The 24,435-nt window shown below is 69.9% G+C and carries 22 protein-coding genes and 1 CRISPR repeat array; of the genes, 13 read left to right on the top strand and 9 right to left on the bottom strand.

Features of this window, described 5'->3' with window-relative positions; translation table 11 throughout:
• Positions 1-221 precede the first annotated feature (221 nt).
• Positions 222-651: a CRISPR direct-repeat array (repeat unit 30 nt; unit sequence GTCCTCATCGCCCCTGCGAGGGGTCACAAC).
• Between the two features lie 457 nt (positions 652-1,108).
• Together ABZ664_RS30830 and ABZ664_RS30825 are read left to right on the top strand one after the other, a co-directional pair.
• Entirely contained in the window at positions 1,109-2,767 is a 1,659-nt protein-coding gene (locus tag ABZ664_RS30830; RefSeq protein WP_362517452.1) for an MFS transporter, read from the top strand.
• A gap of 110 nt (positions 2,768-2,877) precedes the next feature.
• Positions 2,878-3,075: a 4-oxalocrotonate tautomerase family protein gene (locus ABZ664_RS30825; RefSeq protein WP_344749865.1), complete on the top strand. Its 198-nt coding sequence runs from the start codon at positions 2,878-2,880 to the stop codon at positions 3,073-3,075.
• Between the two features lie 62 nt (positions 3,076-3,137).
• Here ABZ664_RS30825 and ABZ664_RS30820 read toward each other — a convergent pair whose 3' ends face one another.
• Positions 3,138-3,902, bottom strand: coding sequence for an SDR family NAD(P)-dependent oxidoreductase (locus ABZ664_RS30820; protein WP_362517448.1), 765 nt, complete (start codon positions 3,900-3,902; stop codon positions 3,138-3,140).
• 154 nt (positions 3,903-4,056) lie between these two features.
• Here ABZ664_RS30820 and ABZ664_RS30815 point away from each other — a divergent pair, with 154 nt between their 5' ends.
• The 7 genes from ABZ664_RS30815 to ABZ664_RS30785 all read left to right on the top strand — a co-directional run bounded on the left by ABZ664_RS30815 (position 4,057) and on the right by ABZ664_RS30785 (position 11,428).
• Positions 4,057-4,830: an enoyl-CoA hydratase-related protein gene (locus ABZ664_RS30815; RefSeq protein WP_362517445.1), complete on the top strand. Its 774-nt coding sequence runs from the start codon at positions 4,057-4,059 to the stop codon at positions 4,828-4,830.
• 104 nt (positions 4,831-4,934) lie between these two features.
• On the top strand, positions 4,935-6,365 hold the full coding sequence (locus ABZ664_RS30810; protein WP_362517442.1) for an aldehyde dehydrogenase: 1,431 nt from the start codon (positions 4,935-4,937) through the stop codon (positions 6,363-6,365).
• Between the two features lie 50 nt (positions 6,366-6,415).
• A complete protein-coding gene (locus tag ABZ664_RS30805) occupies positions 6,416-6,832 on the top strand; it encodes a RidA family protein (protein ID WP_362517439.1) in 417 nt (138 codons plus the stop codon).
• Positions 6,829-8,406 carry an amidohydrolase gene (locus ABZ664_RS30800; RefSeq protein ID WP_362517436.1) on the top strand — a complete coding sequence of 526 codons (1,578 nt, stop codon included), beginning with the start codon at positions 6,829-6,831 and terminating at the stop codon, positions 8,404-8,406. The genes ABZ664_RS30805 and ABZ664_RS30800 overlap by 4 nt, the downstream gene beginning before the upstream one ends.
• Positions 8,407-8,427: 21 nt before the next feature.
• Positions 8,428-8,949 (top strand): hypothetical protein, encoded by a 522-nt coding sequence (locus ABZ664_RS30795; RefSeq protein ID WP_362517433.1) that lies wholly within the window; start codon positions 8,428-8,430, stop codon positions 8,947-8,949.
• On the top strand, positions 8,946-10,412 hold the full coding sequence (locus ABZ664_RS30790; protein WP_362517429.1) for an AMP-binding protein: 1,467 nt from the start codon (positions 8,946-8,948) through the stop codon (positions 10,410-10,412). The genes ABZ664_RS30795 and ABZ664_RS30790 overlap by 4 nt, the downstream gene beginning before the upstream one ends.
• Entirely contained in the window at positions 10,409-11,428 is a 1,020-nt protein-coding gene (locus ABZ664_RS30785; protein ID WP_362517426.1) for an amidohydrolase family protein, read from the top strand. The genes ABZ664_RS30790 and ABZ664_RS30785 overlap by 4 nt, the downstream gene beginning before the upstream one ends.
• Here the strand turns inward: ABZ664_RS30785 and ABZ664_RS30780 are convergent.
• Genes ABZ664_RS30780 through ABZ664_RS30765 form a run of 4 tightly spaced genes read right to left on the bottom strand, consistent with a single transcriptional unit; the run spans position 11,400 to position 15,821 of the window.
• Positions 11,400-12,221 carry an IclR family transcriptional regulator gene (locus tag ABZ664_RS30780; protein WP_362517423.1) on the bottom strand — a complete coding sequence of 274 codons (822 nt, stop codon included), beginning with the start codon at positions 12,219-12,221 and terminating at the stop codon, positions 11,400-11,402. The two genes, ABZ664_RS30785 and ABZ664_RS30780, sit on opposite strands and share 29 nt — an antisense overlap.
• 20 nt (positions 12,222-12,241) lie before the next feature.
• Positions 12,242-13,642 (bottom strand): MFS transporter, encoded by a 1,401-nt coding sequence (locus ABZ664_RS30775; protein ID WP_362517420.1) that lies wholly within the window; start codon positions 13,640-13,642, stop codon positions 12,242-12,244.
• On the bottom strand, positions 13,639-14,637 hold the full coding sequence (locus ABZ664_RS30770; protein ID WP_362517417.1) for an NADPH:quinone oxidoreductase family protein: 999 nt from the start codon (positions 14,635-14,637) through the stop codon (positions 13,639-13,641). Before ABZ664_RS30770 ends, ABZ664_RS30775 begins: the two co-directional genes overlap by 4 nt.
• Positions 14,634-15,821 (bottom strand): CoA transferase, encoded by a 1,188-nt coding sequence (locus tag ABZ664_RS30765; RefSeq protein ID WP_362517414.1) that lies wholly within the window; start codon positions 15,819-15,821, stop codon positions 14,634-14,636. Before ABZ664_RS30765 ends, ABZ664_RS30770 begins: the two co-directional genes overlap by 4 nt.
• 129 nt (positions 15,822-15,950) lie before the next feature.
• Between ABZ664_RS30765 and ABZ664_RS30760 the strand changes: the two genes are divergently transcribed.
• Together ABZ664_RS30760 and ABZ664_RS30755 are read left to right on the top strand one after the other, a co-directional pair.
• Positions 15,951-16,835 carry an alpha/beta fold hydrolase gene (locus ABZ664_RS30760; RefSeq protein ID WP_362517411.1) on the top strand — a complete coding sequence of 295 codons (885 nt, stop codon included), beginning with the start codon at positions 15,951-15,953 and terminating at the stop codon, positions 16,833-16,835.
• On the top strand, positions 16,819-17,661 hold the full coding sequence (locus ABZ664_RS30755; RefSeq protein WP_362517407.1) for an alpha/beta hydrolase: 843 nt from the start codon (positions 16,819-16,821) through the stop codon (positions 17,659-17,661). Before ABZ664_RS30760 ends, ABZ664_RS30755 begins: the two co-directional genes overlap by 17 nt.
• 12 nt (positions 17,662-17,673) lie before the next feature.
• Here the strand turns inward: ABZ664_RS30755 and ABZ664_RS30750 are convergent, their stop codons facing one another.
• The 3 genes from ABZ664_RS30750 to ABZ664_RS30740 all read right to left on the bottom strand — a co-directional run bounded on the left by ABZ664_RS30750 (position 17,674) and on the right by ABZ664_RS30740 (position 19,713).
• Entirely contained in the window at positions 17,674-18,687 is a 1,014-nt protein-coding gene (locus ABZ664_RS30750; protein ID WP_362517404.1) for a hypothetical protein, read from the bottom strand.
• Positions 18,684-18,923, bottom strand: a complete 240-nt coding sequence (locus ABZ664_RS30745; protein WP_362517401.1) for a hypothetical protein — start codon at positions 18,921-18,923, stop codon at positions 18,684-18,686. Before ABZ664_RS30745 ends, ABZ664_RS30750 begins: the two co-directional genes overlap by 4 nt.
• A 133-nt stretch (positions 18,924-19,056) precedes the next feature.
• The gene (locus ABZ664_RS30740) at positions 19,057-19,713 is read right to left on the bottom strand and encodes a DUF4352 domain-containing protein (protein WP_362517398.1); all 657 of its coding nucleotides are present in this window, start codon (positions 19,711-19,713) and stop codon (positions 19,057-19,059) included.
• Positions 19,714-19,820: 107 nt separating this feature from the next.
• Here ABZ664_RS30740 and ABZ664_RS30735 point away from each other — a divergent pair, with 107 nt between their 5' ends.
• Together ABZ664_RS30735 and ABZ664_RS30730 are read left to right on the top strand one after the other, a co-directional pair.
• Positions 19,821-19,988, top strand: a complete 168-nt coding sequence (locus ABZ664_RS30735) for a hypothetical protein (RefSeq protein WP_362517395.1) — start codon at positions 19,821-19,823, stop codon at positions 19,986-19,988.
• Between the two features lie 533 nt (positions 19,989-20,521).
• Positions 20,522-21,205 (top strand): DUF2637 domain-containing protein, encoded by a 684-nt coding sequence (locus tag ABZ664_RS30730; protein WP_362517393.1) that lies wholly within the window; start codon positions 20,522-20,524, stop codon positions 21,203-21,205.
• 275 nt (positions 21,206-21,480) lie between these two features.
• Here the strand turns inward: ABZ664_RS30730 and ABZ664_RS30725 are convergent, their stop codons facing one another.
• Entirely contained in the window at positions 21,481-24,423 is a 2,943-nt protein-coding gene (locus ABZ664_RS30725; RefSeq protein WP_362517390.1) for an RNaseH domain-containing protein, read from the bottom strand.
• Between the last annotated feature and the right edge of the window lie 12 nt (positions 24,424-24,435).

The raw sequence follows: 24,435 nt of genomic DNA, 5'->3' as shown, positions 1-24,435 counted from the left end.
TTGGTCCTCGCCATCCACGGCATGGGACTTCAACACTCATCGCCCCTCTGAGGGGCCATCGGAAGCAGCGGCCAGTAGCCTTAGGTCGCTGCTTCTTGACTTCCAAATAGCATCAGAATTTCAGCGACACTCCCGGGTCTCTTGCACAACCGAAGGTCTGCTGAAAATCAGGCCTGAAACTGGTTGATCGCACGGTAGATGACCTGCGGCTTTACTTTGGGGTCCTCATCGCCCCTGCGAGGGGTCACAACAGCTGTGGGAGCAGCTCAACCCCGACCGCGAGGGCGTGTCCTCATCGCCCCTGCGAGGGGTCACAACGCAATGTCTACACCGCCAGCGCCTACGTCTATGTGCCGTCCTCATCGCCCCTGCGAGGGGTCACAACTTGCCGGAGGAGCGGCACGCGGACATCGGCCGGCGGGGTCCTCATCGCCCCTGCGAGGGGTCACAACATGTTCCAGGCGATGTCGTTGGCGCCGGGGTGGAGGTCCTCATCGCCCCTGCGAGGGGTCACAACTTGCCGGGCTCGCGCCGAAAGACGAGCGCCCGACCAGTCCTCATCGCCCCTGCGAGGGGTCACAACCGCAACCTGGCGAAGGGAGACATGCGGGTTCCGTTCGGGTCCTCATCGCCCCTGCGAGGGGTCATAACTGGCTGTGAGGCTGTGGAGCCTGGAGGCACTGGTTTGGGCATCACCACGAGCTGGAGATGGCGACAATCGGCGGGGCGCATCGTGGGCGTGGCCGACCGGATCGGGTCCCTGGAGATCGGCAAGAGGGCGGACCTGGTGCTGCTGGATCTGATCGGCGCGCACCCCCCCGGGCAGTCGACGGCGTCGGCGCGCACCCTCGCCAGCGCGCGGAGACCACGGACGGCGGTCGGCGCGGGCGTTCTGACTGCGGTCGGGCCGTGTCGATCGGCTCGATGACGTCCTCGTCGGGGTCGCGGAGGTAGCGGTAGCGGATCTTGGCGGGTACGACTTTCAGCCGGTATTCCCACACACCGGAAATCGGGTGGTCGTTTCCGTCGTCGCTGGTCCTACGGTCACTCCAACCCACCGTCATGCCCCCGAGGCGGAGGGAAACATCCCAGCTGGAGGAAACCGTCGATGAACAAACAGGAATTCAAGGTCGTCGGCGCGTCGGCCGTCGGCACGGCGTTCGAGTGGTATGACTTCTTCCTATACGGCGCACTCATCCCCGTGATCGGCAGCAAGTTCTTCAGTGACTACGGCTCGTCGGCGCAGACCGTGTTCGCGCTGCTGACCTTCGCCGCAGGGTTCGTCGTCCGTCCGATCGGCGCGCTGGTGTTCGCGCGGATCACCGACCTGGTCGGCCGCAAGATCGTGTTCTTGATGACGCTGGTGCTGATGGGCGTCTCGACGGTCGCAGTCGGGCTGCTGCCCACCGCGGACGAGATCGGCATCCTGGCCCCGATCCTGCTGGTGACCTGCCGCATCCTGCAGGGACTCGCGGTCAGCGGCGAGTTCGGTGCCGCGGTCACCTACGTCTCCGAGTACGCCCCCGCGCGGCAGCGCGGCTTCTTCGTCGGCTGGCTCACCGGCACCACGGCGCTCGCCTTCAGCATGTCGCTGGGTGTGCAACTGCTGGTGCAGGCCATCGTGGGCGTGGAGGCCTTCGAGGCGTGGGGCTGGCGGGTGCCGTTCCTCATCTCCGTCGTGCCGCTCGCGCTTTCCGTGTGGATCCGCACCAAGCTGCACGAGAGCCCGCTGTTCCTGAAGATGAAGGAGGAGGGCACCCAGACCAAGGCGCCGCTGCGTGAGGCGTTCGGCTCGCGGGCGCGGGTGCGCATGGTGGCGATCGTGTTCGTGATGGCCGCGACGCAGTCGTTCATCGGCTACCTGTCCACCGTGTACATGGTGACCACGATGAAGACCTACCTCAAGGCCGACTCGTTCACGATCAACGCGATCTTCATGGTGGTCATGCTGATCGGGTTCTTCCTGTGCGTCCTCGCCTGCTGGGTGTCCGACCGGGTCGGGCGGCGCCCCGTGCTGTTCGCCGGGCTCGGGCTGGCCGCGTTGCTCACGTTCCCGGTCACCGGCGCCATCGTCTCGACCACGAACCCGGATCTCGCCCGGGCGCAGGAGAACGTGTCGGTCACCATCCAGGCCGACCCGGCCGAGTGTTCCTTCCAGTTCAATCCCGCGGGCACCGCCACCTTCACCTCCGACTGCGACCGGGCGCGGAACGTGCTCCAGAGCAACTCGGTCATCTTCGAGCGGCAGGACACCACCGGCCCCACCAAGGTCCTCGTGAACGACACCCAGGTCTCCGGCGGTCCGCGGCTGACGGACGACCTGTCGGCGGCGCTCAAGGCGGCCGGGTACCCGGCCGACGGATCGGGCGGCACGCTCAAGATCGCCAGTATCGGGGACTTCTTCGACGGGCCCGTCCTCACCGTCGCGCTGCTGCTCCTCGCACTGGTCGCGTTCGCGCAGATGGCCCAGGGGCCGGCCGCGACGGCGATGGCGGAGGTGTTCCCGACCAGGGTACGCGCCACCGCCCTCTCGATCCCCTACCAGCTCGGCGTCGGTGTGTTCGGCGGGCTGCTGCCGGCGACGATGGTCGCGATCGGGGCCGAGGTGGGCAGCATCACCACCGCCCTGTGGTATCCGGTCGGCGCGATGGCGCTGGGCCTGCTGATTCTGCTGTTCACCCTGCCGGAGACCAAGGGCGTGGACCTCGCCGAGGTGCGACTGGCCGGTGACACGGCCGAGGAACCCGTCGCACGCAAGGAGGGCTGACCGTCCCATCCAGACCGGAGCGCACGTAGGGACGGTCGACCGTTCCGTCCCGAGCAGAGCCGCACGTAAGGACGGTCGACCGTCCCATCCCGACCAGAAGGGAAGCCATCATGCCGATCATCGACATCTCACTGCTGACCGGCCGTACCGAGCCCGAACTGCGCGAGATGATCTCGGCCGTCCACGACGCGGTCGTGCGCAGTCTCGGGGTCCCGTCCGAGTCGGTGCGGGTCCTGGTGCGCGAGTTGCCGCCGACCCACTGGGCCGTGGACGGCGAGACGATCGCGGAGCGCAGGGCGCGCTCGTAGAGAACCGGAACGGGCCGGGGCCGACATCGGCCCCGGCCCGTTCCGCGTCGTCGCTGTCGCCGTCAGTCGCGGAAGTGCGTGCTGGTCCAGCCGCCGTCCACCGGGACGGTGAGGCCGGTGACGAACGCCGCCTCGTCGGACGCGAGGAACGCGACGACCCGCGCGACGTCGATCGGCTGCCCGACCCTGGGCAGCGGGCGCGACCGGGTCACCAGGTCGTCGAAGACGCCCGCGGCGATCTTCGCACGGGTGGCCGGGGTCTCGATCAGACCCGGCGCCACCGCGTTGACCCGGATGTCGCGCCGGCCGTACTCGGCGGCCATCTGGCGGGTGAGGCTGGAGACCGCGCCCTTGGCCGCCGAGTACGGCGCGGACCCGGCGACCCCGGTCAGCGCGAACGCCGAGGAGGTGTTGACGATCGCCCCGCCCGCGTCGCCGAACGCGATCACCGCGCGGCGGCTGAGCGCGAACGTCGTACCGAGGTTGGCCCGTAGGAAGAACTCGAAGTCCTCGTCCGTGGTGTCGGCCGCGGGGCGGTCCCCGGCCTTGCCCGCGATGTTGGCGAGCACGTTCGGCGCGCCGACGGATTCGGCGCAGTGGTCGAAGACCCGCTCCGCCGCACCCGCCGCGGCGAGGTCGACGGCCAGTACGGCCACCTCGTCGCCCGCCGCCGTCACCTCGTCCCGCAGTTCCAGCAGGCCCTTCTCGTCGCGGTCCACGGCGAGCACCGCCGCTCCGCGGGCGGCGAACAGCGCGGCGGTCGCGCGTCCGATGCCCGACGCCGCCCCGGTGACGATCGCCGTCTTGCCGCGCAACTGCTCGTTCACGAATTTCCTCCCGAACCTTGATGTGCACCCGGTGTGCACCGGGCGTGATGCGCTCCGATCATGCGTGGTGGCACGGTGCCCGGCCACCTGCGGAGTTCCGCTCAATGAGAACCGGTCCTGGTCACCGGGCCTCTCGTCCGGTCAGCTCTGAGCCATGGACGTACGTGGACTACGGGTGACCTTCCCCGCCGAGGGGGTCGCGTTGCTGGAACTGGACCGGCCACACCGCCGGAACGCGCTGGACCGTACGCTGCTCGACGGGCTGCCCGAGGTGCTGCGCGAGCTGGACGGCGACACCGCCGTCCGGGTCCTGGTGGTGACCGGTCGCGGCGGCGCGTTCTGCGCGGGCGGCGACCTGGACGCGATCGGCGACCTGGGGAACGAGTCGCCGCAGGACGCGCGGGAGCGCATGACCCGCGAGTTCCGCATCGCCGAACTGCTGCTGGAGTTCCACGCGCCGACCGTCGCCGCCGTGGACGGTGCGGCCGTCGGCGCGGGGATGGCCCTCGCCCTCGCGTGCGACCTGCGGATCGGCTCGCCGGGCGCGGTGTTCGCCAGCCCGTTCATCAAGATGGCGCTGGTCCCCGACTTCGGCGTGTCGTGGCTGCTGGCGCGGGCGGTCGGCGCGGCGCGGGCGACGGAGCTGGCACTGTCCGGGCGGAAGGTCGCGGCGGAGGAGGCCGTGCGGATCGGCCTGCTCGACGTCGTCGTGGCCGACCCGCTCACGCAGGCGTTCGATCGCGCCGAGCAGCTCGCGGCGGCGCCGCCCGAGGCGGCGAGGGCGACCAAGCGCCTGATCGCCGCGGCGGTCGACGGCGGGTTCGCGGAGGCGGTCGACCGGGAGATCGACGAGCAGATCCGGGCGGTGCGCTCGCCCGAGTTCGGGCGGCGGTGGGCGGAGTGGTCGCGCGCGGTGCGTGGCCGCTGACCGTGTTTCACACCGGGTTTCCCACCGAGTGGAAAGCGCCCGTTGAGCGTGCGCCGGTCGCACGCCGAGAGTTTACGACACAGCGAGAAAGAGGAGGACCGGCAGTGGAATCGTTCGGGCACGTCATCGCGGGTGAGGAGATCGCCTCGGCCGACGGGACGACGTTCGAGTCCGTGGACCCGTGGACTCGGGAGTCGTGGGCCACGGTGGCTCTCGGCTCGGCCGGCGACGCCGGGCGCGCCGTACGCGCCGCGCGTTCGGCCTTCGACGAGGGCCCGTGGCCGCGGATGAGCTTCGCCGAGCGCGGCGCGATCATGCACCGCCTCGCCGACCTGGTGGAGGAGCACGTCGACGAGCTGGCGGCGGCCGACACCGCGGACATGGGCAAGCCGATCACCCAGACCGCGGGCCACGACGTCCCCCGCGCGGCGCGGAACTTCCGGTTCTTCGCCGACCACGCCCAGATCACCCCCGCCGAGACGTTCCCGATGCCGGCAGGGCATCACGCCTACACCCAGTACGATCCCGCGGGCGTGGTGGCCGCCATCGCGCCGTGGAACTTCCCGCTCATGATGGCGAGCTGGAAGGTCGCGCCCGCGCTGGCGTGGGGGAACACGGTCGTACTCAAGCCCGCCGAGCAGTCGCCCGCCTCGGCCACCATCCTGGCCCGGCTGGCGATCGAGGCCGGCCTGCCGTCGGGCGTGCTCAACGTCGTCCACGGGTTCGGGCCGAATTCGGTGGGCCAGGCGCTGACCGAGTCGCCGCTGGTCGACCGGATCACCTTCACCGGCGAGTCCGCCACCGGCCGGCTGATCTCCAGGGCCGCGGCGGCCAACCTGACCCCGGTGAGCCTGGAACTGGGCGGCAAAGGCGCCAACATCGTCTTCGCCGACGCGGACCTCGACCAGGCGGTCGACTGGTCCATCCGGGCGATCTTCAGTAACAGCGGGCAGGTCTGCCTGGCCGGCAGCCGGCTGTACGTGCAGCGCGAGGTGTACGACGAGTTCCTGGCCAGGTTCACCGCCGCGGCCGACGCGCTCGTGCTCGGCGACCCGAGGGACCAGGCGACGCAGATCGGCCCGCTGTCCTCCCAGGAGCACTTCACGAAGGTGGCCGGCTACCTCGACATCGCGACGGCGGCCGGCGCGCGGCTGCACACGGGCGGTCTGGGCGAGGGGTGGGCCGTGCGGCCGACCGTGGTGGTCGGCGCGGGGCAGCGCGACCGGGTCACCCAGGAGGAGATCTTCGGGCCCGTCGTGGTCGTGCTCCCGTTCGACGACGAGGCGGAGGCGGTGACGGCGGCCAACGACACGCCGTACGGCCTGAACGCCATGCTGTTCACCCAGGACCTCTCCCGCGCCCACCGTGTCGCACGCGCGCTGCGGGTCGGCACCGTCTGGGCGAACTGCTTCTTCGTCAGAGACCTTCGCGCGCCTTTCGGCGGCGCGAAGAACTCCGGCGTCGGACGCGAGGGCGGCACGTACAGCCGGGAGTTCTTCACCGAACCCAAGGCCGTCATCATGGAGATCTCGTGACGGGGGCCGCCTCACCGCGACCCGCGCGTCCGACTCGCAAGGAGCAGACAATGACCGACATCCGAGCCGTCAGCACCCGCAACGCACCCACCGTGGGCTTCTCCACGGGTACGGCCGCACCGCTCTCCCAGGCGATCGTGCACGGCGACACCATCTACTGTTCGGGCACCGGGCCGCTTGACCCGGAGACCCGCACCATCGTCTCCGACGACTTCGCCGAGCAGGTCAGGCAGACGCTCACCAACCTGGTCGCGGTCGTCGAGGCGGCGGGCGGTAGCCGGGAGTCCATTCTCAAGTGCACCTGCTTCGTGCGGGACGTGGCGAACTTCCCGGTGTTCAACGCCGTCTACCGCGAGTTCTTCGAGGGCGCCCCGCACTTTCCCGCGCGGACCACGGTCATCGCGACCCCGCACCGCACCGGCGTGCAGGTCGAGGTCGAGTGCGTCGCCGCCGTGATCCGACCATGACCGTGGTGCCCGACCTGGTCCTGCTCGGCGGCCGGGTGCACACGCTGGACGCGCGTGGCACGGTCGCCGAGGCGGTCGCGGTGACCGGTGGCCGGGTGTCCGCGGTCGGCTCGGACGCCGACGTCGAACACCTGGCCGGCCCGTCCACCAGGGTGGTACGGCTCGCGGGCCGCACCGTGATCCCCGGGCTGATCGACTCGCACTGCCACTTCGAGAACGCGGGCATGGACGGGTACACCGTGTCGTTCGCGGGCGTCCGCACGCTGGACGCCGCACTGGACCGGATCGCCACCCTCGCCGCCACCCGCGAGCCCGGCGCATGGGTGCGGGGACAGCCGTGGAACCCGGCGCTCCAGCTCGCCGAGGGCCGCGGGCCCGACCGGCGCGAGCTGGACCGCGCGGCGGGCGGACGCCCGGTCTATCTGCCGGAGGGGCACGCCGCGACGGCCGGCACCGCCGCGCTGGAACGGGCCGGCATCGACCCGGAGGGGCACGACGGCAGGCTGGTCGAGGGCGCCATGCACACCGTCGCCCGGGTGGTACCGGCCTGGTCCCGCGAGGAGCGGGCCGCCCAGCTCACCGCCGCCATGCGAGCGCTCAACCGGTGCGGCGTCACCTCGGTCGTGGCGGGCGCGCTACCGCCGGAAGACGTCGAGGCGGTGCGCGGGCTGGCCGTGGACGGACGCTCCACGCTCCGGGTGGCCGCGATGGTCACGCCGACCGGCGAGCTCAACCCGTCGGTCGAGGTCGCGGACTGGGAGGCGGCGCTGGCCGACGGCCCGCCCGCGCCCATTGGTCATCACTACCTCACCCGGGGTATAAAGCTGCAGGTGGACGGTGGTATGACACTCGGTACGGCGGCCACGCGCGAGCCGTACCGCACCCGTCCCGGCTATCACGGCGAGCTGATCGCCGACCGGGACCGGCTCGCCGAGCTGGTCGGCGCGGCGCACCGCGCGGGCTGGCCGGTCGGCACGCACGTGGTGGGCGACGCCGCGATCGACGTCGCGCTCGATGTCTATGCGGCCACCCGGCATCGGGGCCTCCTGCCGGACGTGCTCATCCACGCCAGCCTGATCCAGCCCGACCAGATCGCCCGCGCCCGTGCGCTGGGCGTCCAGGTGGCCGCGCAGATCCCGTTCCTGTGGCGCAACCGGGCGGCCATCACCGGTCACCTCGGTGACGCCCGCACCGAGGCCGCCGTGCCGCTGCGCGACCTCGTGGACGGCCTCGGGCTCCACGGTGTCGCGGCCGGCACCGACTATCCGATCAACGCCCTCGACCCGTTCCAGAACATCTACGCCATGACGACCAGGCGAGACGCGGCCGACGACGTCGTGGGGCGCGCGCAGGCGGTCACCCGGGCGGAGGCCCTGCGCCTTTACACCACGTCCGGCGCCGCGCACACCGGGGAGCAGGAGGTGAAGGGCCGGCTCACCGTGGGCGCGCTCGCCGACCTGGCCGTGCTCGGCGCCGACCCGCTCACCGCGCCCGACGACCAACTCCGCGCGACCGAGGTCCTGATGACCGTCGTCGGCGGCCAGATCGTGTACGACACCGGCCTGCTCGGCTGAGCAGCACATCAGGAGGTAACCATGCACCCCAGCCAGATGCCCATCGTCGAGTTGCGCAAGGCGGCCGGCGAACTGCAGGAGAGCGGCAAACGGGTCAAGGTGCTGTGGCAGGAGAGCGAGTCGCTCGCCTTCCTCGCCCGTGGCCGCGAATACCGCAGCGAGTTCCACCTCAACCCGAGCGACGAGGTGATGTTCATGGTGCGAGGCTCCATGGACCTGCACTACCGCAAGCCGGAGGGTGGCTCGGACATCGCGGTGATCCCCGAGGGCGGGACCATTTTCACACCGACCGGCATCGCCCACTCGCCCCGGTTCGCGCCGGACGCGTTCGTGCTGGTCATCGAACGGCTGCGGCGGCCGGGCGAGCTGGACCGCTTCCGCTGGTTCTGTCCCGCCTGCGATGAGTTCCTCCACGAGGAGGCCGTCCACGTGAGCGACTACCGCACCGACCCGGTGGCAGGCGCCTACCAGCGGTTCTACGGCGACGTCGTGGCGAGGACCTGCAAATCCTGCGGCACGGTCATGCCGGACGAACGGCTGTGACGGCGATCGGCGACCTGGTGCTCGACGCGCTGCGCGCGCGTCCCGGCCACGTCGCGTTCCTGCACGGAAGCGCCGGGCTGACCTACCGCGAGGCGGAGCGGCTGGTGCTGGGCGTGGTGGACACGCTGGCCGGGGCCGGCCTGCGGCCGGGTGACACGGTGTTGCAGATCCGGCCCAACGACCCGCTGCAGTGGCTGGTGAACGCCGCCTGCTACGTGGCGGGCCATCGTTCGGCCGCGCTGTCGCCGGGGGCGCTGCGCGGCGCGGCACTGGCCGAGCGGCTGGACCTCGTCGCGCCGGACGCCGTGCTCGCCGAGCCGGGCGACCCGGATCTGGACGCGTGGTTGCGGGCACGTCCGGAAGTACGCGTGCTGACCGATCGCGACCTGACGGCCGCGGGGGAGCCCGGCATCGCCGTACGCACGCCCGCGCCCGCGAGCGCGGTGGTACGGCTGGCGTTCACCTCCGGCGCCACCGGCCCTGCCAAGGGCGTCGAGCTGTCCGGCGGTGCGCTGGGCGCGGTGGCGACCGTGCTGCGCGACACCCTTCCGTGGCCGGAACGGCCGCGCGTGCTGTGCCCGGAGTCGGTGTCCGGCGGCTTCGGCAACATGGTGCTGCCGACGCTGATGCTGGGCGGGACGTTCGTCGTCCCGGAACGTCCCGGCCCTGACGCGCTGCTGGAGGCCGCCGTCCGGCACCGTCCGACCGTGCTGATGGCGATGCCGCCCGCGCTGCGCGCGCTGCTGGCCCACCCCGGTGCCGCCGGGCACGACTGGTCGTCCCTGGAGCTGGTGGTCTACAGCGGGGCCTCGTTCACAGGCGAGGAGATCGACCGTGCGCACGCGCTGTTCGGCGAGGTGCTGTGCGGGGTGTTCGGCCAGGTCGAGGTGCCCAAGACGATCGCATGGACCCGCCCGGCCGACCACCTGGACCCGCGCTTTCGCTCCTCGCTCGGCGTGCCGTTCCCCGGTACCGAGGTCCGCGTGTGCGGTCCCGGCGGCCGTGACCTCCCGGTGGGGCAGGCGGGGGAGCTGTGGGTACGGGGCCCGACCACCGCGCGCGCCTACGCCTTCCCTTCGGGCACGCCGGTCGAGAACGGTTGGCTGCGCACCGGCGACGTCTGCCGGCGCGACGCCCACGGCCGCCTTCACCACGTCAACCGCGTCCAGGACGTATTGCGGATCGGAGACGCCTACGTGTGCCCGGACGATCTGGAGGCCGCCGTGTCGCGACACACCGGGCATCCGGCGGCGGTCGTCCCGACCGGCCCCGGATGCGTCGCCGTTCTCGTGGAGGACGTCGCGTCGCTGGACACGGCGTCGTGGGACACGACGGAGAAGGCCGTGCGCGACGCGCTGCGCGACGCCCCCGTCGTGATCGACGCGGTCCTCCCGGTCGAGCGGCTGCTTCGCGACGTCATGGGACGGCTCGACCGCGCCCGGCTCGCCGAGGTGGCCGGATGAGCGACGTTACGCCGGTGCCCGCTCCGGTGATCGACGTGCACGCCCATGCGCTGCCGATGTCCTTGCTGACCTGGCTGTCCGGCCGTGGCCTCGCCGATCTGTCCGACCTCGCCGCGGGCGTGGTCAGGATCGACCCGCTGGTTTCCGGGATACCGAAGGACGCGCCGATCCCGCTGTCACCCGCCCAGTACGACGTCGCCGAGCGGCTGGAGGACATGCGCCGCATGGGCGTCACCCGCCAGCTCGTGTCGGTGCCGCCGTTCGTGACATGCGCCGACGTCGCCGACGAGCGGGACGTCCTCACCGTGGTCCGCCGAGGCAACGACGCGCTCGCCGACCTCCTCGCCGGGCACCGCGGGGTGCTCGACCCGCTCGGGTACGTGCCGCTCGGCACGCCGGCCGCACCGGACGAGGCCCGCCGCTGTCTGGACGAGCTGGGATGCGCGGGCATCGCCATCGGCACCCGCGGCCTCGGTGCGGAACTGGACGATCCCGTGCACGAGCCGCTGTGGGAGCTCCTCGCGGAGCGCCGGGCGTTCGTCTTCCTGCACCCCAACAGCGCCCCCGGCGGCCCGCGGCTCGCCGACTACTGGCTACCTCAGCTCGCGGGCTTCCCGATGGAAACCGCGCTCGCCGTCTCACGGCTCGTGCTCGGCGGAGTCCTGGAAAGGCACGACCTGTCGCTGTGCCTGGCACACGGCGGCGGGTGCCTGCCGTCCCTGCTCGGCAGGCTGGACCTCGGCTGGTCGCGCAAACCGGTCGCCAGGACCACGCCGCGTCCACCGAGCGACTATCTGCGCCGCCTCTACTACGACACCGCCACCTTCTCGACCCCGCTGCTGCGACGGCTCGTCGAGGACTTCGGCGTGGACCACGTGCTCGTCGGCACGGACTATCCGTTCGAACTCGCCGACACCGACCCGCTCGGTACGGTCGCGGCGCTCGGGCTCGCGCCGGGGAACGCCGCGGCCGTCCTGGCGGGGACGGCTACCGCGCTGCTGACCGGATCGGAGTGACGGTGCCGGCCTGCCCGCTCGTGTAGCCCTTGGCCAGCTCACGGGAGATCGACTTCGCCGCCAGCCGTAGCGCGGGTTCCACCGCCGCCAGTGACCGCGTACGGGTGACGGTGTGCGAGACGACGGAGAGCGCCGCCACGACCTTGCCGTCGGGCCCGTGGATGGGGGCCGCCACGGACACGGTGCCCAGCGACAGCTCCTCGGCGCACCGGGCGATGCCGGTCGCGCGGATCTCCTGGAGCGACCGCATCAGCAGGCCGGGCATGACGATGGTGTGCGGGGTGTAGCGCTTCAGCCCGGCTGTCAGCACGGCCTGCTGCAGCTCGCGCGACGCGTGGGCCAGCAGTATCTTGCCGACCCCCGTGGCGTGCAGCGGAGAGCGCCCGCCGACGCGGCTGACCACGTCGACCGAGCGGTGCCCCCACACGCGTTCGACGTAGAGGACCTCGTCGCCGTCGAGCACCGCGAGGTGGACGTTCTCCGCCGTGGTCTCGTAGAGATCATGGATGAACGGCAGCGACACGTCCCGCAGCGTGCGCGGTTGCGGGCACAGCGAGCCCAGCTCCCACATGCGCAGCCCGATCCGGTAGACGCCGTCGCGCTCCTTCTTCAACGCCCCCAGCTCGACCAGTTCGGCCGCGATACGGTGCACCGTCGAGACCGGCAGCCCGGTGACGGCGGTCAGTTCGACGAGGCGGAGCGCGGGCCGCTCCGGTGAGAAGGCGTTGAGCAGGGCGAAGACCCGGCTGGACACCGTCCGGCCAGGCTTGTGGGCGTCTCGGGGTGCGCTCATGGGGACAATCGTGGGTCGAGTCATCGCGGATCAGCCGTCCGGTGCATGGATAGTACCTCATCGTTTCGAGATCGCCGCAGGTCAAGGGCGAGTATGACGATCACGGCCGTCGCGACGGCGGTCATCGCCACCGCGAGCGCACGCGGGTCGACGGGCATGGCGGGGTCGCCGGGGGCGGACGCGCCGACCAGCCCGACCGCGAGGATCGCGCCGACGTAGCGGGCCGACTGGAACAGACCGCCGACCACGCCGGACATGCCGGTGGGCGCGCGCTCGTACATCAGCCTCTGCAACCCGAGGTTGCACAACCCGTACGGCACGCCGAGCACCACGCCGTCGACCACGACAGCCCACGCGGGCGTCGTGGTGTCGAACGTGGTGATCGCGGCGACGCCGGCCAGCAGCAGTCCGCCGCCGGCCAGCAGGGTCCGTCCGATGCCGAGCCGGCGCATGACGGGACCGCCGAGCACGGTCGCCACGACGCTGGTCGCCGCGATCGGCATGATCAACAGTCCGGTGTGTGCCGCGTCGAACCCGAGGGCGGTCTGCAACCACGGCGGCAGCCCGTAGAACGCGCCGTAGTAGGCCAGGTTGAACAGCGTGAACGTGCCGAGCACCGGCACCAGCCCGGGTGCCGCGGCGAGCGCGCGGACGTCCACGAACGGCTCGGCGGTACGCCGTTCCCAGAACAGGAACGCGGTCCCGGCGACGACCACGGTCGCCAAGCCGGGAACCGAGACCCTCGGGAGGGCGAGCATCAGATCCAGCAGGCCGATCACCGTCCCCGCGAACAGGACGACCCCCGCCGGATCGATCGCGCGGACCAGGCCTCCGCGTGCGGGCCGCCGTTCCTCGGGGCCGATCGCGCGCCAGGCGAGCACCAGCGCTCCCAGCATGACCGGCAGATTGACCCAGAAGATGGCCTGCCACCCGGCCCAGGACGTCAGCAGTCCGCCGAGCACCGGGCCGACCGCCCCCGCGGTGGTGTTGACCGTCGCGACGGTGGACAGCCGCGTCGCGTCGCCGTTCCGCCGGATGACGACCATCGCGCACGGGAACGCAGTCGACACGCCGGCGGCCTGCACGCACCGGCACAGCACGAGCAGTGGCAGCGACGTGGCCGTGGCCGCCACCGCGGAGGCGACGGCCGCCACCGCCATCCCGGCCACGAACAGCCTGCGCGGGCCGACGCGGTCCGCCACCCGGCCGAGCACCGGCTGGCAGACGCAGGCGGTCAGATAGAAGACGGTGACGACCCACGTCGTCGTGGCCAGCGGCTGGGCGAGATCGCGTTGGATGGGCGCGAGCGCCACCGCGATCATCGAGGAGTTGAGCGGGGCGAGCAGGGTGCCCGCGAGCAGCGCCGTCAGCGCCGCCGGCGTCGTCGTCGCCCCGCGGTCCGGTCGGACGGCGTTCGTCATCCCGCAGGGCCACCCGCCCGCAGCAGCAGCTTGCCCCGGACCCGGCCGTCGGCCAGTTCGCGCAGGGCACGCGGCCCCTGGTCGAGCGGGAGCACGTCGTGCACGTGGTGGCGCAGCCGACCGGCCGCGGCCCAGTCGAAGATCTGGCGCAGATTCCGCTCCTGGGTCGCCCGGTCCCGCCGGACGAACTCGCCCCAGAACACCCCGACCACCGAGGAGCCCTTGACCAGCGGGATGTTCAGCCCGACGCGTGGGATGCCGCCGGAGGCGAACCCGACCACGAGGTACCGGCCGCCCCACGCGACGGCGCGCACCGCCGCCTCCGCCACCGCACCGCCCACCGGGTCGAATACCACGTCCGCGCCCGCTCCGCCGGTCAGCTCCTTGATCGCGACTTTGGCGTCGCCGTCGCCGCCGTAGGAGAAGGTCTCGTGCGCGCCCTGTCGGCGGGCCGACTCCGCCCGCTCCGAAGTGGAGGCGCCCGCGATCACCCGGGCGCCGAGCAGGTTTCCCACGTCCACGGCGGCGGAACCGACCCCGCCCGCGGCGCCGAGCACGGCGAGCGTCTCGCCCGCGCGCAGCCCGGCCCGCTGGACGAGTGCGTGGTAGGCGGTCGAGTAGGCCACCAGAATCGCCGCGGCCTGCCGGTCGGTGACGCCGCCGGGCACCGTGGTGACCCGGTCCGCCCGGACCAGTACGGCATCGCGGGCGCACCCGTACTCCTCGTTGCCCGCCACGCGGTCGCCGGGCCGCACGGACGTGACCCCCTCGCCGACGGCCACGACCGTCCCCGCGTACTCGCTACCGGGAGAGAACGGCGGCTCCGGCCTCACCACGTGTGTGCCCGCGATGATCAGCGTGTCGTGGAAGTTCAGCCCCACGTGGCTGACCGCGACCACCACCTCGCCCGGCCCCGGGCTCGGCGTCGCCACGTCGGCCAGCTCAAGGTCCTCGGGCACACCGAGCCGGGCGCAGACCAGCGCGCGCCCGTTCACTCGCCGCCCCCGGGGGCGGACACGACGCCCGCAGACAGGAAGCAGTCCACCTCGGCGGCGGAGAACCCCGCCGCGCGCAGCACCTCCACGGTGTCCGCGCCGAGTTCCGGGGGTGCTGTGCGCAGGCCGGGCAACTCGCCGTCGTAGCGGACCGGGTGCCGCAGCACGGTCGCACGCTCCTCGCCCACCGGGAACTCGGCGAGCAGTCCCTCCGCAGCCACCTGGGGGTCGTCACGCACGTCGTCGTAGGTGGCCACCCGCTCGAACCAGAATCCGCGCGGCTCCAGCCGGGAGGCCACCTCCGCGTAGGTCATCCCGGCGAGCACCCCGGCCACCGCCGCGGTGTACTCCTCCCGCTTGGACCGCCTGGCCCCCTGGTCGTAGCCGGCCAGCGCGGGGGAGCCGAGCGTGTCGCCGAGGTCGTCCTCCGACCCGTTCAGCGCGATCACCATCGACGCGTCCAGCAGCCGGTACACGCCGTAGGGGGCGTCGATCGACCAGCACGCCGACTCGGCGGGACGACGGACGTCCGCCTCGGTCCTGCGGCCGGAGTAGTACAGCGCGAGTGACTCCGCCTGCAGGTCGAGCCCCGCGCCGAGCAGGCTCGACTCGACCCGCGTGCCCTCGCCGGTGGTCAGCCTGCGCGCGTAGGCGGCCAGCACGCCCATCGCGAGCAGTGCCGCGCCGTGCTGGTCCACGACGGGTGTGCCGGCCGCGGTGGGGTGGTCGCCGGTGACGTTCACCAGTCCGGTGCGTGCCTGCACGAGCAGATCCACCCCCGGCCGCCCGGCCATCGGACCGCGAGAGCCCCAGCCGCTGGCCGAGGCGTAGACGATGTCCGGCTTGATCGCGCGCACCGCCTCGTACCCGAGGCCGAGCCGTTCCAGGGCGCCGCCCCGATAGTTCTCCAGCAGCACGTCGGCCCGCTCGATGAGCGGTCGGAGCACGGTGAGGGCATCCGGGTGCTTGAGGTCGACGGCGATCGAGCGTTTGTTCCGGTTGACCGACAGGAACGTCACGCTGCGCCCGGCGACCCGGATCCCCGCGCTGCCGATCCTGCGCTCCCACGACCCGCCGGGCGGCTCGACCTTGACGACGTCGGCGCCGAGGTCGGCCAGATACTGCGAGGCCGCGGGCCCTTGCACGAAGTGCGAGAAACTCAGCACCCTCATCGAGTCGATCATGTACCCTCCCAGCAGCGGTTACCCGGCAGTGCGACCGTAGGAACGCACGGCTCCAGCCCCAATGTCGCGTTCCCGCTGGGTGGGAACGCCTCCATATCGAGCGGGCCTCGGTCCGGCACCATGGTCGCCATGGCAAGAGGGTTCTCTCCGATCCGTGTCCGGCTGCCGGGCCATGTGATCAACTGCGTGGTCGCGGGGCAGGGGCCGGCCGTGCTCCTCCTTCACGGGTGGCCGCAGACCGCCCACGCGTGGCGCGAGGTGGTGCCGCTGCTCGCCGACCGGTACACCGTCGTCGCCCCAGACCTGCCCGGCTTCGGGGCCGGTTCGCGACCGGACGGCGGGTACGACAAGCGCACGGTGGCGGGCACCCTGGCCCGGCTCATGGCCGCCCTCGGGCTGACCCGCTACCACCTCGTCGGCCATGACGTCGGCGGCCAGGTCGCCTACCCGCTCGCCGCGCTGCACCCGGAGTCGGTGCGCAGCCTGACGTTCGTCGAGGCGGGCATCCCCGGGCTTGGCGGGAGCCTCGCGGCGGCGAACCCGCTGACCGGCGGGTCCTGGCACTTCGGCTTCAACATGGTGCCCGACCTGCCGGAGTTCCTGCTCGCCGGCCGCGAGCGCGGCTATCTGGAGTTCATGTTCCGCCGTGACACGGTGGGCCTGTACGTGACCGGGGCGATCGACGACGCGGCCATGGACGTCTACGCGAGTGCCCTGGCCGCCCCCGGAGCGGTGCGTGCCACCATGGGCTACTACCGGGCGCTGCCGACCGACATCGCCGACAATCGGGAGCTGTGCGCCGCCGGGCCGCTGCGGGTGCCCGCGCTGGTGGTGGGCGCGCGGCAGGGCGTCGGGCTCGGCTGGCTGGACACCGTCCAGGAGGCCGTCGCGGATGTGTCGGCCCACTGGGTGGAAGAGTGTGGGCACTATGTGCCGGAGGAGCGCCCCGCCGAACTGACGCGGCTGCTGACGGAGATGTGGCGGGAGGTCGAGTCGCGTGAACGAAAAGAGTGACGTGGTGCTGATCCACGGGGCCTGGCACGGGGCCGGGCACCTGGTGGCCCTCGCCGGGGCGCTGACCGCCACGGGCCGCCGCGTCCTGGCGCTCGACCTGGTGGGCCACGGCACCCGGGCCCGCTTCCCGGCGAGCTACCTCAGCGGAGACGTCGCCGCGCTGCCTACGGAGGTGTCCCCGCTCGCGGACCTGAGCCTCGACGACGTGGCCGCGGACGTGGTGGACAGGTTGCGCGGGTTCGCCGCCCCGCCGATCGTCGCCGCGCACAGCATGGGCGGGACGGTCGCCACCCGGGTCGCCGAACTCGCCCCCGAGCTGGTGGCCGGCCTGGTGTACGTCACCGCGTTCGTCCCCACCTCGCTGGGTCCTGCGGGCGCGTACCTGGCACTGCCGGAGGCGCGGAGCGCGCTCGGCGGCGGGCTCTACCTGGGCGATCCCGCGGTCGTCGGCGCGGTGCGAATCGACCCGCGCAGCACCGACCCCGCCTATCAGGACGAACTGTACGCGGCCTACTTCAGCGACCTCGACCGCCCCGGCTTCCAGGCCATGGCCGCCCTCCTCACCCCCGACCAGCCGATGGCGTTCCTCACCACCCCGACCGGGGCCACGGCCGAGCGCTGGGGGACCGTGCCCCGGACCTACGTTCGCACCACCCGCGACCGCGCGCTGCCCGTCGCGCTCCAGGACGTGATGATCCGGCACGCCGACGAGCTGGCCCCCGCGACCGAGTTCGTCCAGGTGACCCTCGACGCGGGGCACGCGGTCTTCGCCGGCGCCCCGGCCGAGGTGGCGGACATCATCCACCACGCCCCGGTACGACGGTGACGACCATGCCCGTCACGCCGGACGGCGGCCCACCGGTGGCCCGCCCGGGATGGCGGCCAGCAGTTCGCGGGTGAACGGCGCCTCGGGGGCGGCGAGCACATCGGCCGCCGGGCCGGACTCGATGATCCTGCCGTCCCGCATCTCGACGGTCAGTCGTTCGAGGAGCACCTGCGCCACGAAAGCCGACGACGGCACCGCCAGCGTCACGGCGGGCAACACCAGACCGGCGAGCCCGTCCTCGCCTCGGGCGGGGAACAGCGGCACGTCGTCCTGAAGCCCTTGGACGAAGTACGCGGTGTCCTGCTCGACCAGCGTCCCCTCGCGCAGGCCGAGCAGGTACGCCGGGCCGAGAAGTTCACCGTCGAGGGCCACCGGCGGCAGGACCACCGCGCCGCCGTACTGGAACCCGTAGGCCCCCTCGGCGTGCCCGCCCGTCAGGGCCTCGGCGGCGAATCGCACGATCGCCGCGTGGGCGATCCGCCGGGTCATCACCTGGACGACGAACCAATCACGGGCGTCCTGGAGCCTGGTCAGACCATCGGCGTCGGCGAGTACCCGCACCCGCGACGGGTCGGTGAACGGGATGAGGGCGTCCCGCAGCAGCACGAGCTGCCACAGCCACTCGTTGTAGAGGTTACGTGCGGCGTGCAGGCCGGGACCGGCGATGAGCCGTTCGACCACCGGTGGAATCCAGGCATACCCCACGCAACTGCTGTGGATGTCCGACGGGCCGGGCGCTTCCGTGCCGGGCACGGTTCTCACCAGGTCCAGGACCACCTCGGACACCGCGATGGCGTTCTCCCGCAGCTCGCCCCGCACGTCCCGGTCGGCGAGCCCGGCGTCCAGCCGCAGCGTCCCATAGGGGCCGGACGTGCTCAGGGTGGCCTGGAGCCCGGCGACGAAGTCGGCCTTGGTGGCCTCGCCGCCGCCCGCGGCGGCGACCGCCGACTCCAGCAGCGTGCTCGCGGCGGCGACGAAGGTCGCGGGATCCACCGCACGGCCTCCGGCGAAGTCGTTCCATGTCATGCGCCTACCTCCGCGTCCTGGAAGATCGGCCGCCCCGACGCGTCGAGGCGGATCCCTGTCACCCGTTCCGCGAGCCCCACCGACGACGCCTGCTCGAAGAGCAGGATGCCGTGGCCGCCGGAAAGGATCGCCTTCGCCGCGGCCTCCACGGCGTCGGCGCGCCTTTCGGCGTCCGCGGTCGCGCAGGCGGTGAGAAGTACGGCGCAGCACGCGAGTACGGAGGGCAATCGAAGCACGGGCACCAGTCTGCGAGCCCGCAGCCGAGATCCCGGGGTCCCCGTTCTCACTCTGTGGAAAGCGGCGGGGTTTTCGCTCGGCGGAACCTATCCGTGGCACCCCGGCGGGAGGGTGCCACAGCCGGGATGCCGGCTACTTCAGTTCGACCTTCACCCCGTCGGAGAACACCGAGTCGTGCAGCTCCACGTATACCGGTTTCACGGACTTCGCCAGGTCGAACAGCACGATGCCTTTCACGCTGTTGCCGGGGTTGATGTCCTCGTACAAGGACTTGGAGTCCTCAAGGTAGATCGCGGCGCCGTCGTCGGCCTCGAACTCCCGGCCACGGTCGTCGTACAGCTTCTGCGCGCCCCCCGTGAACGCCTGCGCCTCGTCGCCGATGTTCTTCACCGTCACGTGGACCAGCAGGAACTCGCCCTGGGCCTTCTTGTTGAGGAACTCACCACCGATCGTGGTCCTCTTCTCGGTCTTTGTGATCTTGAAAGCGAACTTCCCGTCCTTCACGAGGTCGCCGATCCCGGGGGGCGTATCCTGCCGTGCCCCGCCGGCGGCGCCGGGCTTCTCCGGGGTTGCGCTCGTCGTGCCCGCCTGATCGCTGCCGGCGCCGACCAGGAGGGCGACGCACCCGACCGGTAGGAGCAGGAGGGCGCCGATGATGAGCAACCACTTCAGGGCGCCGCCCTTTTTCTTCGGCGGCGGGCCGGGATGGTGGTGCGGCGAGTACCCGGGTGAGGGGTGATGGCCGGGATGGGTCTGGTGGTGCGCCCCGGACTCCGGTGGGTGGGACATGTGACTCTCCGTCTCGGTCTGTGATGTATCGGTGACATCAGGAGACGTGCCTGAGACGGGTGGGGAGGGCGTTACAGACGCGTTGGGCATGGGCCGGATGAGGACAGGTGCACTCGACAACCGGCTTCCCGCGAGGTGCGACGAACGAGCCCGTGCCGGGCGTCATGATGATCGGCTCGTCCTCGCGCAGCTGTGCGGTCACCTTGCGGATCGTGATGCGGGCGACGTCGAACCCGGCGTCCAATCGGTTCGCGTCGCTTGTCGCCGAAGCCTGAAAACCATGATCCGCGGACCGGAGGTATTCGGAGCAGGATCAGGAACCCGTTTCGGGGGCAAAAACGAAAAAGCCCTGAGTCTCCGACTTTCTGAGACTCAGGGTTTCCCTGGTGTCCGAGGGGGGACTTGAACCGTTCGCCCATCTCCTGAGCAGCACCGACGCTCCGTGGCTGGACCTCTCATGCCCGGAATAGGCACGCGGAGAGGGGGCGGTGCCCACGCCCGCCTCAACGAGATCGGGTCCTACCTCGCGGCACACGCTCATGCCGGGGAAGCTCGGCAACCGCCAGTTCAGGATCCTCAGCAGACGATCTCAACTGCGCTCAGGGCAGCGGTGGTAAGGGGGCAGGAGCTCGGTGATCGCAGCATCGAACCCCTTCCTGCATCCCGGCAACCTGATCAACCCGGAAGCCGGGCCGTGCGCCACCCCTCGACACCAGAAATTGCCGGGGAGGTGGTTCCGATCGAAGGGGCTTGGGTCGAGCGTACTCGGCGAGATCGGGTTGGGGACCGGGTCATTCTCGGCTGTGCGGTGGCTGTCCTGCTGGGGGTCGCCGGCGCGGCTGCCTACGTCTCGTACCACCACTTCTACGGTCTGGCGATCGCTTTGGGTGAGCGACACGACATGGCCATTCTGTATCCGGCGATGTCCGACGGTGTGATCGTCATGGCGTCGCTGGTGATGGTCTACTGCTCGCGTCGTCGGCTACGTGTGCCGGTGCTGGCATGGGTGGCGCTCGCATTGGGCGGGGCGGTGACACTGGCGGCGAACGTGGCGCACGGCTGGTCCGGCGGACTCGGATCGCGCCTGGTCAGCGCTCTGGCACCGCTGGCCTTCGCGGGAGCGTACGAACTGCTCATGTGGATCGTCCGGAACACCCGGCAACCGTCCACCGAGACGCCGGCCAAGGACCACGTGTGCCAGCCCGTTGAGACTCTCGTTGAGGTGGAACGTGTGCTGCCGGTGCTGCCCACCGACCGGTACGAGGCGGCGCGGCTCACCTATATCGAGAGCCTCAGTGAGGGCAATCAGCGGGTCGGCCGACGCCCGCTGATGAGCCGATGGGGACTGGAACAGCGTGAGGCCGAGGAGATCATCGCCGAGGTGGAGAAGGAGCGGGCCCACGCCATCGCCGAGGTGGCCGATTCAGAGAGTGTCGTGCCGCCGCCGGGAGGCCTCCGTTCAACTGGCACGAGCGAGGCCTGTGGCGCGTAGTAAAGGACATCGGTAACGGGGTGGTCAGGCCGTCCTCCAGTCGTAAAGCTCGGCCATCGGGCGGCCTCCCATTCTGAAACGATCAAGGTTCAGGGCCGCAATAAATCATTCCCATACTGCGCATTAATAAGCAGCCGCCGAGCAATCAGTCATTACCGGCCCGCCTTTGTCGAAACGAGATCGTGTGATCTGGCTGTTTCATCTGCAGTCTGGACTGCCGAAGCCGCAGGCAAGTCCTCCGAATGTGACTTGTTTGGCAGTCGGGCTATCGCAGCCTATTCGTCGGCAGCATCGTCTTCCTGCTCCTCGGGCGGTGCTGACCGTCGGTATTGGGGATGGTCGAGATCCATCTGTTTCGCTGCATGCAAAGGAACGGGATAGCGGGAACGGTCAGACCAAGCGATGGTCTGGTGGCACAGACGTGCGGTCGTCCGAGCAAGCATCGCCTTGTCGACGCCCTTGCCGATACCAACAGGGTAGATCTCGGTTGCCGTGATGGCATACCACGGGGTTTTGAGCTGGTTAGCCTCCCGTTCCCCGACGTCGCCGGCCCGGCCCGGATCTGCGTCCCAGCGTGTGAAGGTCCTGCCCAAGTCTCCGCCCTTTGCCTGGTAGTTGCGCGGAATGTTGAAGAGGACCCAGAAGGGGTCTCCGAAGTCCACCTCGGCGCGGTGCAGCTTGGCCGATGTGAAATCGATCGAATCCGGCTCGGTGTCCGATTCGCTCTCACGAGCAACAGGAACGTACTGAGGCACCTCTTCGGGTTTGACGTTCATCCGGATGACAGCGCTCGGCTTCTTGCGCGGTGCGTTTTTGCCCTTGCCATGCCCTGGCAGCCAGGTGCGCGGATCGGTGATGTTGTCTTCGTTGTAGCTCTGGTTCTCGTTGTGCAGGCCCGTCCACATTCGACGGCAGGCAAGCCCGTCGACCATGACGACGTAGCTCATGTCGGGTTCCAATTCGTCTCGGACGAGACTGGCGAGCGCGTCTTCGACGTGGGCCGCTGCCTCTGCCCAGCGTTCCTTGTCCGTCTTGGCCTTTCCATCAACATGAAGTGCGTAGTCACTGGCGTGGAAAGCGTTGATCGCCTGTCGGTAAGGCAGCCATGAACCCGTTAGTGGCGTCCACGCTCGCATTGTCCAGACACCGCCCTCCTCTTCAGGAGGGAACAGGGCAGTGGCGATGACAATTCGCTTGGTCTGTTTGTCGTCGACTGTCTTTGCCTGTCGGCGCACGTGGATACCGCAGTAGACGATACTTCCGGCCTCTTTCCCCTTCTTGTCCTTGGCGATGGCTCGCGCTAGGCGCTGGTCGATGATGCCAAGCGAGCGATACAGATCCATTAGCGCCATGTAAGCGGCGTGATCTTTCCCCAGCATCGGCGGGCTGATCTCTGTGCTGGGATTTCCGAACGCCCCCTGCTTCATCCCTTTCGTGAACTGGCAGACGAAGTCCTTTTTGGCCAGAAGGCGGCGGACTTGGAATTTTCCGTCATACCGCTCCTTGCGGAGTAAGTAGGCGTTCCGCTTTTCTCCTTCTCTTCTCTTCACAAGCGGGATCTCGGTCTCGCACCAGGCAGCGACTATCACGTTCGAGTCGCCACCAGCGAAGTCGCCTTCGAAGGATCTGAACTCCTCGACCCGGTTGATGTCGTCGCCGTGTGACAGGAAGCGCTCAGCCTTGCGGAATACCACGCTGATGCCGGGAACGAGGAGAACCTCCTCGCCTGACTGCGGATCACCGATTGACGGGCTGTCAGGGAAGGCCAGGGACAGCGCATTGATCATGCGCAGGCGGGTGCTGTGGCGATACCAGAGGCATACGATCCGCAGATGATCGAAGCCTTGAGCATTGACGGAAGCGGCTATCTCCTCGGGTGAGGGAAAGCCGATGGTGTGAAGGAGTTCACCGGCTTCGATCCGTTGAGCCCGTTCCTGAGGAGACATCTTCTGTTTGTCTGTGGGGCGCGGCTCAAAGATCATCGGTTCCACCGCAAAGCTCACCCAGCTGGTTTTCTCGCCGAGCACCTTGGTGACATGCTCGGCTAGAAGCCGCAGGTGAAGGGTTCCTGGTCCCGTGCCCACGGCGAAGTTGTCGTTCTTCGGCATGAGGGGGCGGATAATCCCAGCGTCGGGAGTGATGAACGACGGGAATTCCCCATTGGCGGCGGCCTTCTCGAGCACAGTCCGTTCTTGCGTGACGCGTGCCTGAAGTTCTTGCAAAAGACTGACGTCCATCTTGTCACGCGCGAGCAACTCCAGCGCCCGATGGTTGACTTCTCGGACGCTACCGCTGCGCACCAGTTCGGTGTAGAGGATCGGAAGACCGTCGCTGCCCTGGTAGATGTTCGTCGACTTGGCGAAGACCATGTTGCTGTGAACGCGGGTTACGTGCGCGTCCAGGAAGATGACGGGGTCGACGATGTTGGGCACGGTCTTCATGACCACCGAGAATCTGGACATCGCGTACTGGGCCGCGGTGGCGTCGTTTACCACGGTCCCGTCGTCACGAATGTTGTACTTGCGCCCGAAAGGGTGGTTCCACGCGATTAACCCACCATTGCTGTCGGGGAGGTACGTGACCTCCCGTTTGTTCGGGTTGGCCTTCCAGCCCATCGTACGGTTCTTGAAGATTTGCTGGCCGTCAGCGTCCAATTTGAGAGAGCCGTCCGTCTCCTTGGCAGGAACCTGCTTAGTGATCGGGACGAGGTCATAGATGGTGAACTTCTGCTCAGCGAGCTTCTTGGAGACCACCCAAGGCACAGCCACGTACATCCAGTCAGGGCACTTAGGCTGCCTGCCATGCATCGGTTTGAGAGACCGTGCCATATCGAACTCCACCTCAGGCGTGCTCGCGATGGCATCGGCCACCGGCGGGACGTCTAGGAGGATGGCCTGATCGGTGGATAGCCCCTTGTTGTAGCCGACGATGCACCGGAAAACATGGCGCAGGGTGTCGTCGTCGATCTTCTCCAGCGAGACCAGGAAGTCGAGGCCCCGGTCGAGGTGGACGTAACCGCCGGTTTTGATCTTCAGATAAGTGATGGCGGTTGAGTAAGGCAGGTTCCTCTTCTCATCGTCCCCGTCCCCTCTTAGCTTCTCCCATTCGTCACGCACGCTCCGCGAGAAGTTGCGTACGTACACCTTCTGACCCTGAACGAGTTCGGGGGTACAGCGCAAGGTGAGGGCCCGCGGAAGGGCAGCAGTGCTGTCGCTCAATGCTGTGACTCT

Origin of the sequence: Streptosporangium sp. NPDC006930, assembly GCF_040635605.1 — a bacterium.
Lineage (GTDB): Bacteria > Actinomycetota > Actinomycetes > Streptosporangiales > Streptosporangiaceae > Streptosporangium.
This window is presented reverse-complemented; position numbering and strand designations above follow the sequence as displayed.

What these genes read in the sequence shown, in the direction of transcription:
- ABZ664_RS30830 (WP_362517452.1), top strand. Translation starts at nt 1,109, where the DNA reads ATGAACAAACAGGAATTCAAGGTCGTCGGCGCGTCGGCCGTCGGCACG.
- ABZ664_RS30825 (WP_344749865.1), top strand. Translation starts at nt 2,878, where the DNA reads ATGCCGATCATCGACATCTCACTGCTGACCGGCCGTACCGAGCCCGAA.
- ABZ664_RS30815 (WP_362517445.1), top strand. Translation starts at nt 4,057, where the DNA reads ATGGACGTACGTGGACTACGGGTGACCTTCCCCGCCGAGGGGGTCGCG.
- ABZ664_RS30805 (WP_362517439.1), top strand. Translation starts at nt 6,416, where the DNA reads ATGACCGACATCCGAGCCGTCAGCACCCGCAACGCACCCACCGTGGGC.
- ABZ664_RS30800 (WP_362517436.1), top strand. Translation starts at nt 6,829, where the DNA reads ATGACCGTGGTGCCCGACCTGGTCCTGCTCGGCGGCCGGGTGCACACG.
- ABZ664_RS30795 (WP_362517433.1), top strand. Translation starts at nt 8,428, where the DNA reads ATGCACCCCAGCCAGATGCCCATCGTCGAGTTGCGCAAGGCGGCCGGC.
- ABZ664_RS30785 (WP_362517426.1), top strand. Translation starts at nt 10,409, where the DNA reads ATGAGCGACGTTACGCCGGTGCCCGCTCCGGTGATCGACGTGCACGCC.
- ABZ664_RS30780 (WP_362517423.1), bottom strand. Translation starts at nt 12,221, where the DNA reads ATGAGCGCACCCCGAGACGCCCACAAGCCTGGCCGGACGGTGTCCAGC.
- ABZ664_RS30775 (WP_362517420.1), bottom strand. Translation starts at nt 13,642, where the DNA reads ATGACGAACGCCGTCCGACCGGACCGCGGGGCGACGACGACGCCGGCG.
- ABZ664_RS30765 (WP_362517414.1), bottom strand. Translation starts at nt 15,821, where the DNA reads ATGATCGACTCGATGAGGGTGCTGAGTTTCTCGCACTTCGTGCAAGGG.
- ABZ664_RS30760 (WP_362517411.1), top strand. Translation starts at nt 15,951, where the DNA reads ATGGCAAGAGGGTTCTCTCCGATCCGTGTCCGGCTGCCGGGCCATGTG.
- ABZ664_RS30750 (WP_362517404.1), bottom strand. Translation starts at nt 18,687, where the DNA reads ATGACATGGAACGACTTCGCCGGAGGCCGTGCGGTGGATCCCGCGACC.
- ABZ664_RS30740 (WP_362517398.1), bottom strand. Translation starts at nt 19,713, where the DNA reads ATGTCCCACCCACCGGAGTCCGGGGCGCACCACCAGACCCATCCCGGC.